A 16,632-nucleotide genomic window follows, 5' to 3' on the forward strand; every position below is an offset into this window, starting at 1 on the left:
TTCCTTGATGGGCTTTGCTCTCACGACGTCGACGATGAGACTTGCGACCAGACCACGCAGATCGAAGCGGCGGTTGAACCTGTAGGCGAAGCCAGCAAGGTAGTGCTCGGCGTACTTGCGGTAGTTCAGGGCATGGAAGGCTCCGGCCAACGTGGTCTTGAGATTGCCCAGCACGGTGTTGACCCACTTGAAGCTGGGCAGGTCGCGCGGCTTGAGGGAGCCGACCACCATCGGGAGGTGAAGGCAACCGGCATCGGCCACCGCACTGAAGCAGGCCAAACCATCGCTGTGCACGCTGGTGCCCGGTGCCAGATTGGACTTGGCCCACTTGCTGATCGCTTCAGAGGTGAACCCTCTGACCACATTGAGCTTGATGAACATCGGATGCCCGTGATCATTGACCGAGACAGCCGCGACAAAGGGGACCTTGTTCTCGGAGCCCCGACCGACTTTGCCGCCTGTGCGCTCGCCTCCGAGGTAAGCGTCATCGAGTTGCACCGTGCCGCTGAGTTGGTGGGTGGCGTCTTGCGAGGCCATGGCCCGGTTGATCTTCTGATGCAACAGCCAGGCAGTGGGATAGCTCACGCCAAGCTGACGCTTGAGCGCCAGGGCAGACAGGCCGGTTTTGGCCTGACTGATGAGGTAGATGGCCAAGAACCAGGTCGTCAGGGGCAGTTTGGTGTGTGCCATGAGACTGCCTGCGGTCAGGGAGGTCTGATGCCGACAGCCATTGCACTGGAAGAGCTTACGGACACCGTGGCCGACCACATAGTGATCACTGCTGGAGCAGCGCGGACAGCGAAATCCCTCAGGCCAGCGCGCGGCCTTGATCGCTTCGGCGCACTGTGCCTCGGTGCCAAAGCTACGAAGGAATTCCGGAATCGACATGCCGTGCTGGAACTGAATCTGGTTGAAGGCCATGGTGCTCACCCCACTGTAAGAAGACCACAGATTAGTGAGTCACAAGCTCATGGGGTGAGCCTCGCTGAGGCAGGTTTCTAATCAGGCATCTCTTTGAACTTGTCGACTAAGTACATCCCAGTGTCAGTCTGGAGGTAGTCCCGAAACTGCGCTGCGAGTTCGTTGTGGATCAAGCAAACCGCGGCGACGCGATCTTTCGTCGTTGCGGATGGAAGCTTGAGCCCGACATGCTCGAGCACTACGGAGTCGATGACAGGCGCAGAAGGATTGATGGTCGCATATAGCTTGCTAGCGAATGAGGCCTCGACCCTAGACGTTGCTTGGTGAAGAGCGCTAAGTACACCCTCGAATGTGAGGCCTCGCTCTTTCGCCTGAGCCATGAGTGCATAGTACTCTTTTTGCCAATCTGCGCCACGGCGCACGCGGTAAAAGTGGTTGTAGCGTCGCCTGAACTCAATGGCTTCATGAAATTTGCCGCCATTTGCTACCTGTTCCTGCAGCCATAAATACTGGCTTAACCCTTTGGCGGTTTTTGGCAGGGATTGATCAATGTCGTGACGAGACAGTACGATTGGCATTTGAGCCTTGCGGTTAGTTATCTTCTTCTGCGGCAAACATTGCAGGCGTGGAAAGAATTGTGCCGGCTTCGCATCAATTTGTACATGTGTCGGGGCTTGGATCGGCTCACCCGCCGACCAGCATTTCGACGGGCTACTTATGTGCCACTTCCTGGTTACTTGGCAGGCTGGTCAACACAGCCGTTAACCGTCAAGCCGATGTTGGCCCAGTTTCAGAAGAGTGCGCGCCAAAGCTTTCCATGATGGGTTGTTAGCCCTGGCTGGGGTAGCGCCTTAGCTTGGGCAAGTACCCAGTGGCAGCAACCTGAAGCCGTCACAGTGCTGAGGGGGGTACAGGTGCCCACATCGCACTGTTTTCGACTTTAATTGCTTGCCTGCTACGGTACATGTGGCGTTGTGCTGATCTTGTTTTCGACTTGTGTTCACCGTTCGGTCGCCGAGGAGCGTTGCAAGTCCTTGATTCGCTATGCTTACAGTTGTCGACTTTATTTTTCGAGAACAGGTATTGTTTCTGGCAATTAAAGTCGTAAACACGCAAATAAAGTCGTAAACAACTTGCCTAGGAGAGTGGTGCCGTGGGCACCGCTTCCAAAGTCGTAAACAAGGAAGCCAGCGTCTCATTAGGAGGGGCTGGCTTTTTTTGCGTTGGGTGTCGGATCGCTAGGCTGAGATCGGGACACAGATAGTTGTGTCCGACCGCTAAAGGCTGTTTGCAGACGCTCGTCTCCGCCTATCGAAGGTCGGCTTTCGCCCCATGGCTGCCGGTCCGGGCCACCGAATGAGGTCAGCCCCAGGCGGAGAAGGACAAGAAAGACAGACCAACGATTTCGATCAGTATGCGTTGCGTCGGTCATCAAGGGCGATTCGGCTAAGCCCATGTCCGCAAGGGGCAACACCAGTGATGTATGTCGGCATCACTGGTGGCTCGCCCAGTCAATGCCGGTGGGTGTGGTGCGCATCGGGCACATGGGCATGCGCGTGGCGCACCGGCTCGTGTTCATGAACATGGCTGTGCGGCCCGTCCGGCATGGGGTCGTGGACGTGCGCATGGTGCCCGTCGTCGTGAACGTGGGCATGCTCATGGACCAGCGCCTCATGCACATGAACGTGGTCGTGGGATTCGGTCAGGTGGAGCAGCACCCCCAGCAGCATCAGACCGCCACCGAGCAGCACTCCCCAACTCAGAAACCGTTCACCCAAGGCCACGGCCAACAATGCACCCATGAAAGGCGCGAAGGCAAACACCGATCCTGTGCGCGCGGCGCCAAATGCCCGCTGTGCCAACAGGTACACCTCAGACTCAGGCCATAGCCCGTTGCGCCGACGAGAAGCAAGCCGAGCATCGCCAGCACACTTGGCCGAGGCTCACCCAGTAACAGCGACAGTCCCATCGTCAAGATCGCCCCCATCGTAGATTTGGCCAGCACCACCTGGGCGGGGTCACGCTCGGCCACAGCCCGAGACAGCGTGTTGTCGATGGCCCATGCCAGGGTGGCGGCCAGCACGGCCAGAGTCCCTAAGAGCCCAGCGTCACCACCTGTGCCCTGGTCCAAGACGAGGGCAATACCTCCTGCCAAGAGTAAGGCCATGGCACCCCATACCCGACGGTCCATGACTTCGCCGTAGAGCGTGCGTGCCAGCAAGGCGGTGAAGAAAGCTTCGAGCGTCAACAGCAGCGAAGCACTGGCCCCACTGGTGTGTTGCAGGCCCCAGGCCAGTGCCACCGGGCCCAGGCCTGCGCCGAACAGGGCCATCCAGCCGATGCGGGCCCAGTCACGGCGCTGGACAGCGGCCTCGCGCTGCGCGGATTGACGCAAGACGGCACCAACCAGCGCAGCCCCTGCATAGAGCAGCGCCGCGGTCATGAACGGCCCCACGCTGGCACCGATGCGCTGCACCAGGGGCGTGCTGATCCCAAAGAGGACGGCGGCCATGAAGGCCAGCAAACCGCCCTGGAGTGCGGGGGCGGTGAGAGCTTTCATGAACGGGGCCTGTCATCCCGCTGATGTGCCCAGCGGTACAGGAGTGGCAAAACGAACAGCGTCAAGACAGTGGACGACAGGATGCCACCAATGACAACGGTGGCCAAGGGCCGCTGCACCTCCGCGCCAGTGCCAATGGCCAGGGCCATCGGCACGAAGCCCAGGCTGGCCACCAGGGCCGTCATCAACACCGGGCGTAGCCGTGTCAGGGCGCCTTCACGAATGGCCTGCTCCAACGGCACGCCCTGCTCACGCAGACTTCGGATGAAGGCGATCATCACCAGCCCATTGAGCACGGCCACGCCGGACAAGGCAATGAAGCCCACGCCCGCCGAGATCGACAAGGGTATGTCCCGCAGATAGAGCGCCGCCACCCCGCCCGTCAGGGCAAACGGCACGCCGGTGAAGACCAGCAACCCATCCTTGACGTCGCCGAACATGGCAAACAGCAGCACGAACACCAGCAGCAAGGCCACGGGCACGACGATGGCCAGGCGCTGAGAGGCCGACTGGAGTTGCTCGAAGGTGCCCCCCCAGTCGGTCCAGTATCCCGCCGGCACTTTCACCTGATCGTCGATCCGGGTCTGTGCCTCCGTCACGAAACTGCCGATGTCACGCCCTCGGACATTGGCCGTGACCACCACCCGGCGTTTGCCATCCTCACGGCTGATCTGGTTCGGCCCGGGGGACATGTCCAAGGTCGCCACGTCGCCCAGGCGGATGAACCCGGCCACCCGCTCGGCGCCCCCTTCAACTGTCGGCGGCAAACGGATGGGCAACTGGCTCAATGCATCGATGTCGCTGCGCAGTGGTTCAGGCAGTCGAACCAGGATGTCAAAACGACGGTCGCCCTCGAACACAGCCCCTGCCTCGCGTCCCCCCAAAGCTGTGGCCAGGGTGTTTTGCACATCGGCCATGTTCAGACCCAGTCGAGCCGCCTGCTCGCGGTCGATCTGCACCGTCAACATCGGCAGTCCGGTTGTCTGCTCCACTTTGACATCCTGCGCGCCCGGCACGGTCTCCAGCGCCTTGGCGATCTGTTCGGCCGTCTCGTTGAGCGTGGCCATGTCGTCACCAAACACCTTCACGGCCACATCGCTGCGCACCCCGGAGATCAACTCGTTGAAGCGCATCTGGATGGGTTGGGTGAACTCGTAGTTGTTGCCCGGAACCTTCATCACGGCTGCCTGTATGGCAGCGATCAGGTCTGCTTTCGAGCGCTTGGGATCGGGCCATTGCTCACGCGGCTTGAGCATCACGAAGGTGTCGGCCACGTTGGGGGGCATCGGGTCGGTGGCAATCTCGGCCGTGCCCAGTTTGGCAAAGACAGCCTTGACCTCGGGGAAGGCCTTGATCGTGCTCTCCAGTTGGCCCTGCATCTCGATGGCCTGGCTCAGGCTGGTACCGGGGATGCGCAAGGCGTGCAACGCGATGTCGTGTTCATCCAGGCTGGGGATGAACTCGCTGCCCATGCGCGTGGCCATCAAGGCCGCCAAGGACACGGCCACCGCCGTCAGGGTCAGCACCAGCGGTTGGCGAGACAAGGCCTTGTCCAGCAGGGGCTCGTAGGCGCGGCGCGCCCACCCCATCAGGCGGTTCTCCTTCTCGCTGACCGGGCCGTTCAGGAACAGGGCCACGGCAGCAGGCACGAAGGTCATCGACAGCACCATGGCCCCCAGCAAGGCCACCACCACGGTGAAGGCCATGGGGTGGAACATCTTGCCTTCCACCCCCGCCAGCGCAAAGATGGGCAGGTAGACCACCATGATGATGAGCTGCCCGAACAGCAGCGGGCGACGGGCCTCCTGCGCTGCGGCAAACACCTCGTGAAAGCGTTCGGAGCGGGTCAGCGTCCGCCCATGATGGGCTTGCGCATGGGCCAGGCGCCGCACACAGTTCTCCACGATCACCACGGCGCCGTCGATGATGATGCCGAAGTCCAGGGCGCCCAGGCTCATCAGGTTGGCGCTCACTTTCTGGCTGACCATGCCCGTGAAGGTGAACAACATCGACAGCGGGATCACCATGGCCGTGATCAAGGCCGCCCGGAAGTTGCCCAGGAAGGCAAACAGGATGACGATGACCAGCACCGCCCCTTCAAAAAGGTTCTTCTTGACCGTGGCCACGGCCTTGTCCACCAGCACGGTGCGGTCATAGACCGTCTTGGCGATGACGCCCGCAGGCAGTGATTTGTTGACCTGCGCCAGCCGCTCGTCCACCGCGCGCGACACCTCGCGGCTGTTCTCGCCGATCAGCATGAACACGGTGCCCAGCACCACTTCCTGGCCATCTTCGGTGGCGGCACCCGTGCGCAACTCCTTGCCCAGCATCACCTCGGCCACATCGCGGATGCGCACATTGACGCCCGCCGTCTGCTTGACCACGATGCCACCGATGTCGGCCAGGCCCTGCACCTGACCCGGCGCCCGGATCAGGTACTGCTCGCCGCGTCGCTCGATGTAGCCGGCCCCCACGTTGGCGTTGTTGTGCTCCAGCGCGGTGACCAGGTCCTCCAGGTCCAGCCCGTGGGCCACCAGCTTGGCTGGATCCGGCGCAATCTGGAACTCCTTGGCATAGCCGCCGATGGTGTTGATCTCGGTCACACCCGGCACCGTGCGCAGTTGGGGCTTGATGATCCAGTCCTGGATCTCGCGCAGGTCCATGGGCGTGTAAGGCTGACCATTGGCCTTGAGGGCCCCTGGTTTGGCCTCCACCGTCCACATGTAGATTTCGCCCAGGCCCGTGCTGATCGGCCCCATGGACGGGCTCAGGCCCGGGGGCAGCTTGGCGCGCGCTTCCTGAATGCGTTCATTGACCAACTGGCGCGCAAAGTAGATGTTGGTGCCATCCTTGAACACCACGGTCACCTGCGACAGGCCGTAGCGAGACAGGGAGCGCACCTCGCTCAAGCCAGGCAGCCCGGCCATCGCCGTCTCGATAGGAAACGTCACGCGTTGCTCGGCTTCGAGTGGTGAGTAGCCAGAAGCCTCGGTGTTGATCTGAACCTGAACATTGGTGATGTCCGGCACGGCGTCGATGGGCAGCTTTTGATAGCTGAACAGCCCCAGGACGGCAATGGCCAGCGTGGCCAGCAAGACCACCCAGCGCTGCTCCAGTGCAAAGCGCAAAATGCGTTCAAACATGGCGGGTGTCCTCGGTCTGCTTGGGCGTGCGTGGTGTGTCAGTGGTCATGGCTGGCTCCTGCCTTGCCCAACTCGGCCTTGATGACGAAACTGTTCTTGGCGGCATAGAGTTCGCCTGCGCTCAAACCGCTGAGCACCTCGACCCGTTTGCCATCGCTACGCCCCAATGTCAGGGGGCGCGCTTCCAGTTGCTGGCCGTAACGGCCAAAAACCACCTGCCAGTCACGCACGGTCTGGATGGCCTCCACGTCAATCGCCACCGGAACATCGGCCTGTGTTTCGGTGACGGCGACACGCACCGGCAGCCCCGGTCGCCACAGCCCCTTTGGGTTGGGCAGCACCACACGAGCCGTGGCGCTGCGGGTCTGCTCACCCACCAGCGCGCTGATGTAGGTGATGGTGCCCACCGCCTGTGCGTCAAAACCATTGGCCGCAACCTGAACGGCCATGCCCGTGCGGATGGTGCCCAGATCCTTCGTGGCCACCGGGGCCTCGACCCACACGGACGACAGATCGGACACGGTGAACACCGGTTCGGTCTCGCTCACGGACTGTCCCACGGTGATGCGCTTGTCGGTGATGACGCCATCCAGGGGCGCGCGCAGCTCAAAGCGCGTCAGGTTGCTGTTGCGGGATGCGGTCGCCCCCAGGTTGGCCAGTTTCTGACGGCTGTTCTGCTCGGCGATCTCGGCTTCCTGCAAAGCCGCACGGGCTTGCTGGTAGTCCTGCTCTGCCGAAATCTTGTCCTGCCACAGTTGCTTCTCACGCTCGAAGGTGGTGCGGGCCAGTGCCAGGCGTTTCTGTGCCGCCATGCCCTCAGCCCGTTGGTCAGCCAGGGCCGGGCTGGACAGTACGGCAAGCACCTGTCCTTTGCGCACACGCTCACCCGCACTGACAGGCACGGCTTCCACCAGGCCAGCCAGGCGTGGCACCACCTGTACGGTACGGTCGGCGTTGTAGCGCACTTCGCCCAACAGGGCCAACTGGCTGCTGATGCGCGCAGGGCCAGCCACTGCCAAGGTGACGCCTGCCTGCTTCAGTTGCGCATCGCTCATGGTGACGCGCGCTTCCTCCTGTGTGTAGCCGAACCGATGGGTTTTGCCATCCTGCACCGCCTCCACAGAGACCTTGAAGGAATGAGGCTCCACGACTTCGGCGTCAGCTTGCAGGAAGTCGCCTTGCGGCTTGAAGCGGATCACTTGTGGTGCCCGGCCCAATCGCTCCAGCGTCAAGGTGGCCGTGACTTGCGAAGGGGACAAAGGCTTGCCGTTTTGAGACGGATAGAGCCTGAACTCAGGGGGCACACCCTCTTCGAAGATGCTCACCTCCAGCCCGAAACTGCCAGATGTGAACAGTCGGCCGCCGTGAGGTCCCTTGGCGCTGGGCTCTGCTTGCGCGGCTTCGGCTACTTCGTGATGTTCGTCATCGTCATGGGCTGGCGCATCGGTGTGGGCCTTATCGGGTGCAGCGCCGTGATGCTCTGCATCAGCGTGGGCGCCGTCCTCCGTGTGAGCTGCATGGCCGTGTTCGTCTTGCGGCTGGGCGGTGTCCTTCTGCAGGATCGCCCACCCGAGGAGGCCACCGAGGATGAGCACGGCGGCAATGGCCAGCCGGGAGGTGTGTTTCTTGAATGAGGTCATGGTGTCAGTCTTTCTTCGGTGTGGGCTCGCCCAACAGTGCCACCAGGCGTGCGTCGGCCTGGTGGGCTTGAGCGGCCACGTTCAATGCGTGGGTCTCGGCCTCGAACAGGGTGCGCTGGGCATCCAGCACATCCAGGTAGCCAAACTTGCCCAGTTCATAGCCCTTGGTGCTGGCGGCAAAGGCCTGCCGTGCTGCGGGCAGCACACTGCGCTGCATCGCTTGGGCCTGAGTCAAGGCGGCTTCCAGTTGCGCCAGGGCCTGCTCGGCCTGCGTCTGAAGGTCGGCACGGATGACTTCCAGTTCCACGCGAGCCTTGTCCTCGCGGCGCGTGGCCTCCAGGATGGCGCCCTGGTTGCGGTCGAACAGCGGCAACACCAGACTCACCCCCGCGATGGCTTGGCTTCGGCCCATCTGGGCATCCCGCTTGGCGCCCAGCGTCAAGGCGACATCGGGCACACGGCGAGCCTTCTCCAGTGCCCCGAGCGCTTGCCTGCGCATCACTTCCTGCTGCGCGCGCAACATCGCAGGCGAGGCCTCCAGAAGCGGGGTCAAGGGTTGCCAGCGTTGCGCCGAAGGCAGTGATCCGGCGATCCCCTCCACGCGGTCAAACCGCACGTCCGGATTGCCCACTGCCTGTCGAAGCAGGGACATGGCGGCACGCCACTCACCCTGGGCTGCACTGGCCGCAGAAAGCGCTTGGGCTTGTGCCACCTGGGCCTTCACCTCTTCCACGGGCGAAACCTTGCCCGCCTGCACGCGCTTGGCCGCCATCTCACGCGCCTGCGTGGCAATGCGGCTCAACTCATCGGACAGTCGCACCTTTTCCTGGGCCATGGCCAGGCCATGAAATGCCGCCATCACCTGCGCCGTGACTTGGGCGCGCATGGCCGACACCTCCAGATCGGCTTGTGCCTGGGCGGCCTCGGCGGCCTGGATGCGCGCCAACCGTTTGCCACCCAATTCCATGGGCTGAGTCAGCTGGAGGGTGGTGGTGCGCGTCGCGCTTCGGGTGTCTTCCACCAGGGTGGATAACTCGGGGTTCAGCCAGGCGCCCGCTTGCTGGGTGGCCCCAGCGCTGGCTTCGCGCTCCAGCACCACCGCGCGTAACTGAGGATGACGCGCCAGTGCGGCAGCAATCGCCACATCCAGGCTCAGGCTTTGTGCCCCAGCGCCTTGAAACATGAAGGACAAACACAGGGCCATGCCTGTGGCGGGCACCACTCGGCCCATTTCAAACCATCGCATCGGGTTCTCCGGAAATCAGCAGGGGATATCCGGCGAGCAGGAGGATGGCGCCGTCGATGCGTCATCCGTGCGTGGCCCATGCGCAGCGTCAGCGCGGGTGCACCAACGTCACATGAACCGGGTCACATCAGACCGATGTGCAGCCCCTGTCTCGCCAACTCAGAGCGAAACCCGCCAATTGGGGCGATCGATGTGATGGGCGTCGAAGGAGGTGTACGCCGCCAGCGGAGAGGTGGCGCTTTGGGCTTGCGGCGGCGGCACAGAAAGGCCCTGTGCGTCCGGCAGCATGGAAGCGAAGGACCAGCAATGATGGTCGTGATCCAGATCGGCGATGCCTTTTCCGGTATCCGATTTGCCGTGCTCATGAGACTGAGCGCCGTCCACGTCAGCATGATCGTGGTGCTGGTGATGCCCCAGATGGCGCGATTGGCTCGGGGCGCTCTCATGCTGGCAATAGGGCACGGCTGCAGACCAAACGGCTTGCAGAGGCATCAGAACCAGCAGGAAGATCGCGAACCATCGACGCATTTCAAAAGTATATCGGGTTCGCGAATGCGGATGTTTGGCAAACATTCCAATAACCGTTAGGATGTACGAATGGCATCACCTCGAATCAAGTCTCATCTTTACGAACACGTCGCTCGCATCGGCAAAGCGCTATCCAGCCCGAAGCGCTTGGAACTCATTGAGTTGCTGGCGCAAGGCGAAAAGACGGTCGAGACCTTGGCCGAACAGGCGCACATCGACACGCGTTTGACCAGCGCCCATTTGCGTGCGCTCCGGGAAGCCCGTTTGGTCGACACCCGGCGCGAGGGCAAGTTCATCCATTACCGCCTGAGTGGGCCAGATGTCGCCCAGCTGTGGGTCCATGTTCGGGAAGTGGCCGAAGAACACCTGATCGAGTTGCAAGTGGCGCTCAACCAGATGGCAGCCTCGCCAGATTCCCTGTCACCGGAAAGCCGTGAGTCCCTGCTTGCCAAGGCGCGCAGGGGCGACATCGTGGTCATCGACGTTCGCCCGGAGGCCGAATACGGCGCCGGTCACCTGCCGTTTGCGCGTTCTCTGCCCTTGGGGGAGTTGACGAAACGGCTGGCCGATCTTCCAAGTGGCAAGGACATCGTCGCCTATTGCCGGGGGCCGTTCTGTCTGATGTCTGACGAGGCCGTCAAGCTGTTGCGTCGGCGTGGCTACAAAGCCTACAAGATCACCGATGGCGTCACAGAGTGGCGTGCCTGCGGGTTACCCATCGAGCACTGAATCAAACCCCTCAGTGCAGATGGCCAGGGGTTGAGGAGACGCCAGTCATGCCGCACAGGGCTGCACAGCGACTGGGACGTATTTGTGGTGAGGGGTCCGGGTCATCGGGTCACACTCGTTGCTGGATGTCAGCATGTTGAGCTGAGGTCCATTGGGTTCGCCATCCCGGTAGCGCATGCCGTAACCGTGCGGCAGCGTGACGAAGCCCTTCCTGGCTGCTGAGTCGAATTTCACAGATACGGTCAGCTGCCCCCTGCGCGTTTTGCACACAGCCTTACCGCCATCGGTCAGGCCGTACTGGTTCGCGTCGTCCGGGTGGATGTGCAACGCGCCTTCTGCATCCTGCTTGCGCCATTTCGGGTCGCGGTAGATCTGGTTGGCGTTGTAGGAGCGTCGCTCGCCCGCCATCAGAACGAGCGGGTACTCAGCATCTAAGCCAGCGGGCGCGCCGAGGTTATGCAGCGCTTGAAGCAGCTCAGGAATGGCCAGTGCACCTTTCCGTCTTTGTTGGCCAGAAGCGACCACATGTCTTCCTGCAGGTGTTCGCTGATGGCCGTGCCTTGCGGGCTGCCCATGATCCGCTCAAACAAGGTCACACCGAGCGTCAGCTTGTTGCCTTCAATCCTCAAGGAGTGGCAGCACAACTGCGACTTACACCCCATGAGCCGAGTGCGCGTCTGGTCTCTAGACGGGGATCTTGCGGGTTTCGACAGGCTGGTTTGAACTTCCTCCCTGTCAATTCTGTCCGTACGGATTCGACTACTAGCTTGAGATGGCGATTTGAGGGCTCACATAAATCGCACTGTTTTCGACTTTAATTGCGTGCCTACGACGGCGCATGTGGCGTTGTCGTGAGTCCGTTTTCGACTTGTGTTGACCTGTCAGTTTTTTTGAAGCGTTGCAAGTCCTTGATTCGCCATGCCTCCAGTTGTCGACATTAATTGCCTAGAACAGTATGACCTGCGTGAGCCCTGCACTCTTCCTGCGATCTGGCCTGCGGCGGCCAGATCCTCAGCGCAGCGGCACGTCTCGTCGCAGCACCACCGGCTTGCCACCAAACCGGCGCTTGGACATCCAGTGCGCCAACGCGGAGTCCAGGTGGTCGGCGTGGCCGGGGAACCACTCGGCCAGATGCGCAACCAGATCGCGGCACAGATCGGTGTTGCCGGCGGTGAGCTCTTCACGCACCTCGGCCACAGACTTCAAGACGGCCGCGTGTTCGTCCATGTGACACCCACGGGGCGGGAAGTCGGTCTCTTCCATCCATTTGTTCTCCAGGTCGAAGTGTTCCTGGAGGTGGCGAGCCAACTCGTCCATCAAGGAAGGCAGGGAGCCATCGTCGGCCGCCTGCAGTCGGGCGACGATGTCGACGAACTCCTCATGGAGCTTGTCCATCGGGTCATAGCCCAGCAGGAAGGCGTCGCTCCAACGCATGGCGTCGGAGGTGTCGGGGGCATCAGGGTGGGTCATGGTGGTCTGAGGCAGATTCTTCTGAAGCATAGAGCCGAAGCCTTGTCCCTGTCATGCCAGGGACAAGAGGCGGTCAGCAGCGTCCGGAGCGGCGGCTGCGCGGTTGCAGCTTGTCGAGTTCGGCGATTTGCTGCTTGAGCAGGATCAGCAAGGTGCGCGCGTCGTCCACTTCCAGAGACAGGCAGCTGGTCACCCCTTGTTCATCGCGCGCTGTGCGCGGTTGCACCAGCACCTCAACGCCCAACTCGATCAGGCCTTTGTGGTGGCGGACGGATTTCAGGCGCTGGAGTTCGATGTCGTAGGTTTTCATCAGGTGGACTTTCGACCCTTGAGGGACGGGGCGAAAGTTTCATGGCGGAGGTGGCGCATCGTAAACACATGGCGCCAATCCGGAAAGGGGGGGGCGTCGCGGGCGCGTCTGTGCCGGGTTGCCCACGGCCGCCTGGTCGTCGCAAGTGTGGCGTGGATCACATCAACGGATGCGGTGTGGGCGGGAATTGAACAGTCCAAGGCAGAATGAGGGCTCCCGGCGTTTTTGCCCCTTTTGTTCACCTCTGCGCGCCTGACTCGCACTGCTGCTCACGTTCCCCTTTGTCATGCAACAGAGAAAAAAGACCATTTTCCTGGCCCTGGTGGCGACGGTCGTGGCTTTGAATCTGTTCCTCGCAGGGCTGTTCACGGTGGCCTTGGGGGAGGCGAAGGCGCGCAAGGAGGCCGAGGTGCGCACCACGGTCGAGAATCTGGCTTTGTTGCTGGACCAGAGCGTGAGTTCTTCGGTCCGTGGCATTGACCAGTCGTTGCGCGAGGTCGAGTTGCAACTGGAGCGCGCCTTGCGCCAGCGGGTGCCGTTGAACGATCCCGATATGGTCGCGCTGCTGGCCTTTCACGAGAGCTGGCTGTCACAGATCGCCGAGTTGCGCGTGTCTGATGCGCAGGGACGGGTGCTGCTCGGGCATGGCGTGATGCCCGGCACCCGGGTGAGCTATGCCGACCGTGACTTTTTCCGTGCCCACCGTGAGCAGGACGATGGCCAGACGCGTGCCAGCAAGCTGCTGCATGGCCGCATTGCAGGCACCTGGATCACGGTGTTTTCGCGCCGCTACAACCATCCTGATGGGCGTTTTGCGGGCATGGTCACGGCGGCCGTGCCCGTGCAGCATTTCGAAGCACTGTTGTCTGGCTTGCAGTTGGGACGGCACGGCATCGCGCTGATGCGGGACACCGACAAGGCCTTGATCGCCCGCGCGCCTCGGTTGGATGCGCCGGCGGGGCGGGTGGGCGTGCGGGCTGGCTCGCAGGAGTTGACCGACATCGTCGCCTCTGGGGCCCCGCAGGCCACCTTCTACAGTGCCCGGACCGCCGATGGCATCAACCGCATCAATGCGTACCGCAAGTTGACCTTGATGCCGGCTTTCGTGGTCGTGGGCTTGGGCGAGGCAGACTATCTCGGGCAGTGGCGTGACGATGTGCGCAAGGCCGTGATCCTGTCGGGGCTCTTCATGCTGGTGACCTGCGCCACGGCCTGGCTGCTGTGGCGACTGATCCGTGCCAACGAACGGGCTCACCGTCGCAGCCAGGTGCTGCTGCAGAACGCGAGCGATGGCATCCACATCATCGATTTGCAAGGCCGGGTGATCGAAGCCAGTGACGCTTTCTGTCGCATGTTGGGGGTGCCGCACAGCGAAGCCATCGGCATGAGCGTCACGCAATGGGATGTGGCCTTGTCCGAGTCCGAGATCCATGCGCTGATCGAGCGTGTGCGCGCCTCCTCCTCGGTCACCACGTTTGAAACCACACACCGCCATCGGGACGGGACGCAGCGTGCGGTCGAGATCACGGCCTTTCCGCTCGATCTGCATGGTCAGCCGGTGATTTTTGGCTCGGCCCGCGACATCACCGAGCGCAAGCAGGCGGCGGAAAGCCTGCGCATCGCAGCCACGGCCTTCGACTCTCAGGTGGCGATGCTGATCACCGACGATCAGCAGCGCATTCTGCGCGTCAACCCGGCGTTCACTCAGGTGACCGGCTATGAGGCCGAGGAGGTGATCGGCCAGACGCCGCACATGTTCAGTTCGGGGCGCCACGACGAGGCGTTCTACGCGGCCATGTGGTCGGATCTGCACGCCACGGGGTCTTGGCAAGGCGAGATCTGGAACCGGCGCAAGAGCGGGGAGATCTATCCGGAAGCCATCTCGATCGGTGCTGTCAAGGACGAGCAGGGGCGGGTCACGCACTATGTGTCAACGTTCATTGACATCACGTCGAGCAAGTCGTCGGAGGAGCAAGTGCGACGCCTCGCCTTCTTCGACCCGCTGACGCAACTGCCCAATCGGCGTCTGCTACTGGAGCGTCTGGAGCATGCGCTGCGTTCGTGTGCGCGTCACAAGAGTCGAGGGGCCTTGTTGTGCATCGACCTGGACAACTTCAAGGCGGTCAACGACACGGTGGGGCAGCAGGAGGGCGACCAGTTGCTGGAGCAGGTGTCACAGATTCTGCTGAGCTGTGTGCGTGAGGAAGACACCGTGGCCCGCCTGGGCAGCGATGAGTTCGTGGTGATGCTGGAGGCCTTGAGCGAGGAAGACATGGAGGCCGCTCGTCGTGCCGAAGTGGTGGGCACCAAGATCCTGCAGGCCTTGCACCGATCTTTCCAGCTCGGCAGTTCGGCGCACCGTTGCTCGGCCAGTGTCGGCATCACCTTGTTTGGCGACAACCCGGCAGAGCGCGTGGATGAGCCGCTGAAGCGGGCAGACCTGGCGATGGCACAGGCCAAGCAGGCCGGGCGCAACCAGCTGTGTTTCTTCGACCCGCAGATGCAGGCCGACATCCATGCCCGTGCAGAGCTGGATGCCGGGCTGTGGGGCGCCCTGGAGAAGGGGCAGTTCTTCCTGCAGTACCAGCCTCAGGTCTCGGCAGACCGTCGCATCATCGGCGTGGAGGCCCTGGTGCGCTGGCGTCACCCAGAGCGTGGCATGGTGTCACCGGCTGCCTTCATCCCGGTGGCCGAGCAAAACGGCCTGATCGTGCCGCTGGGGCGGTGGGTGATGGAGACGGCCTGCGTGCAGCTTGCACGCTGGGCAGAGGACGCGGGCACGGCCGACTTGAGCATCGCGGTGAACGTGAGTGCACGACAGTTCCTGCAAGAGCGCTTCGTGGCCGATGTGTGTCAGATCCTCGACCGCACCGGTGCGAATCCGACCCGTCTGGAGCTGGAGTTGACCGAAAGCTCGCTGGTGACCGACGTCGAGAGCGTGATCCGCAAGATGGATGCGCTCAAGGCCCGTGGCGTGCGTTTCTCGCTGGACGATTTCGGCACCGGTTACTCCTCGCTGGCCTATCTCAAACGTTTGCCACTCGATCAGCTCAAGATCGACCAGGGCTTTGTGCGTGACATCCTGGACGACCCGAACGATGCGGCGATTGCCCGCACCGTGATCGTGCTGGCCGAGAGTCTGGGCCTGAGCGTCATCGCCGAAGGGGTGGAAACCGAGGCACAGTGCGCCTTCCTGCGCGAACAGGGGTGCCACGCCCACCAGGGCTACCTGTTCAGCCGTCCGCTGGATGTGGCCGATCTGGAAGCCTTCATTGCCAACTGGCGGCCCTGAGGTTCTCAACGCTGCGACGTGAAGGGCAGCAGTGCCTTGGCTGCCTCGATGCGCAGGGCCATGTCGAGGGCCACGTTGTTCATCACCGACAGCAGGAAGCTGTGCGGATCGGTGTGAGACGGAACGTGACTGGCATCGGGCGCCGCGGGCGTTGCCGAGGGGGGAGCGTCCGGTGAGGTCGAAGCCTCGCGCGTAGGGTGTGACGTGGTTGCGGTGGGCAGGGTGGTCAACTGGGCGCAGGCCGTTTGCCATTCGGCCGCGCTCACGCTGCGCAGGCGCGACAGCAGGTCGGCCTGCCCTTCCAGGTTGGGCGGGAGGTCCAGCCAAGGGGTGTCGTTGAACACCGGCGCCAGATCGGGTGCGACGAAAGCCGCCCACTGATCGGGGCACACTGCTTGTCCGTCCGGTTCAGGCAGGGGGGCAGTGTGTCGCCAGCCGTGGGGTGCCTGCTCATCGGCCATCGGCCACAGGCGCACGCGCTCAGGCGGCACGTCTGCCAGATAGCGGGCCTGCAAACTGGCGAGAAAGGCGGTGGCGTGCGGCAGCGGGATCGCCTGATCCAGCGAGAACCACAGTTGGTAGCCATCGCGTCCGGTGACAGCGATGGCTGGAGCGGGCCAAGCCAGATCGGCCTGCACACCCTGCCAGGCGCGCGACAGCGTGCGCCAGTCGGCCGGGCGTGACAGTTCCAAAACCAGGGCGCGTACCTGTCCCTGCGGGTCGGCCCAGGCGCGGTCCGGCCCGGCGGCGTACAGGCGTTGCCATTCGGAGAGCAAGCGGTTCATGGCGAGGG

The 16,632-nt window shown here is 62.7% G+C and carries 12 protein-coding genes and 1 pseudogene; 2 read left to right on the forward strand and 11 right to left on the reverse strand.

Annotated elements, in window-relative coordinates:
• From WIT60_RS05855 to WIT60_RS05885, 7 genes and pseudogenes are all read right to left on the reverse strand, one after another.
• A partial coding sequence (locus WIT60_RS05855) for an IS1595 family transposase (protein WP_339581920.1) occupies positions 1–921 on the reverse strand: 921 nt, incomplete at its 3' end.
• 77 nt (positions 922–998) lie between these two features.
• Positions 999–1,535, reverse strand: coding sequence for a hypothetical protein (locus tag WIT60_RS05860; RefSeq protein WP_339583013.1), 537 nt, complete (start codon positions 1,533–1,535; stop codon positions 999–1,001).
• Between the two features lie 897 nt (positions 1,536–2,432).
• Positions 2,433–3,481: pseudogene (locus tag WIT60_RS05865) on the reverse strand (DMT family transporter).
• Entirely contained in the window at positions 3,478–6,624 is a 3,147-nt protein-coding gene (locus WIT60_RS05870; RefSeq protein ID WP_339583014.1) for an efflux RND transporter permease subunit, read from the reverse strand. Before WIT60_RS05870 ends, WIT60_RS05865 begins: the two are co-directional and overlap by 4 nt.
• 38 nt (positions 6,625–6,662) lie before the next feature.
• Entirely contained in the window at positions 6,663–8,264 is a 1,602-nt protein-coding gene (locus WIT60_RS05875) for an efflux RND transporter periplasmic adaptor subunit (protein WP_339583015.1), read from the reverse strand.
• A 4-nt stretch (positions 8,265–8,268) separates the two neighbouring features.
• Positions 8,269–9,510: a TolC family protein gene (locus WIT60_RS05880; RefSeq protein ID WP_339583016.1), complete on the reverse strand. Its 1,242-nt coding sequence runs from the start codon at positions 9,508–9,510 to the stop codon at positions 8,269–8,271.
• A gap of 159 nt (positions 9,511–9,669) precedes the next feature.
• Positions 9,670–10,083: a hypothetical protein gene (locus WIT60_RS05885; RefSeq protein ID WP_339583017.1), complete on the reverse strand. Its 414-nt coding sequence runs from the start codon at positions 10,081–10,083 to the stop codon at positions 9,670–9,672.
• A gap of 24 nt (positions 10,084–10,107) precedes the next feature.
• On the opposite strand from WIT60_RS05885, the gene WIT60_RS05890 reads away from it, so the two are divergent.
• On the forward strand, positions 10,108–10,767 hold the full coding sequence (locus WIT60_RS05890; RefSeq protein ID WP_339583018.1) for an ArsR/SmtB family transcription factor: 660 nt from the start codon (positions 10,108–10,110) through the stop codon (positions 10,765–10,767).
• A 45-nt stretch (positions 10,768–10,812) separates the two neighbouring features.
• On the opposite strand, the gene WIT60_RS05895 is transcribed toward WIT60_RS05890, so the two are convergent.
• The 3 genes from WIT60_RS05895 to WIT60_RS05905 all read right to left on the reverse strand — a co-directional run bounded on the left by WIT60_RS05895 (position 10,813) and on the right by WIT60_RS05905 (position 12,547).
• Positions 10,813–11,292 carry a molybdopterin dinucleotide binding domain-containing protein gene (locus WIT60_RS05895; RefSeq protein WP_339583019.1) on the reverse strand — a complete coding sequence of 160 codons (480 nt, stop codon included), beginning with the start codon at positions 11,290–11,292 and terminating at the stop codon, positions 10,813–10,815.
• 486 nt (positions 11,293–11,778) lie between these two features.
• Positions 11,779–12,237, reverse strand: a complete 459-nt coding sequence (locus WIT60_RS05900; protein WP_339583020.1) for a bacteriohemerythrin — start codon at positions 12,235–12,237, stop codon at positions 11,779–11,781.
• 73 nt (positions 12,238–12,310) lie between these two features.
• Positions 12,311–12,547 (reverse strand): hypothetical protein, encoded by a 237-nt coding sequence (locus WIT60_RS05905; RefSeq protein ID WP_339583021.1) that lies wholly within the window; start codon positions 12,545–12,547, stop codon positions 12,311–12,313.
• A gap of 286 nt (positions 12,548–12,833) precedes the next feature.
• Between WIT60_RS05905 and WIT60_RS05910 the strand changes: the two genes are divergently transcribed.
• Positions 12,834–15,839: a bifunctional diguanylate cyclase/phosphodiesterase gene (locus WIT60_RS05910; RefSeq protein WP_339583022.1), complete on the forward strand. Its 3,006-nt coding sequence runs from the start codon at positions 12,834–12,836 to the stop codon at positions 15,837–15,839.
• Positions 15,840–15,844: 5 nt separating this feature from the next.
• Here the strand turns inward: WIT60_RS05910 and WIT60_RS05915 are convergent, their stop codons facing one another.
• Positions 15,845–16,624: a hypothetical protein gene (locus WIT60_RS05915; protein WP_339583023.1), complete on the reverse strand. Its 780-nt coding sequence runs from the start codon at positions 16,622–16,624 to the stop codon at positions 15,845–15,847.
• Between the last annotated feature and the right edge of the window lie 8 nt (positions 16,625–16,632).

This window comes from Aquabacterium sp. G14, from assembly GCF_037482285.1.
GTDB lineage: Bacteria > Pseudomonadota > Gammaproteobacteria > Burkholderiales > Burkholderiaceae_C > Aquabacterium.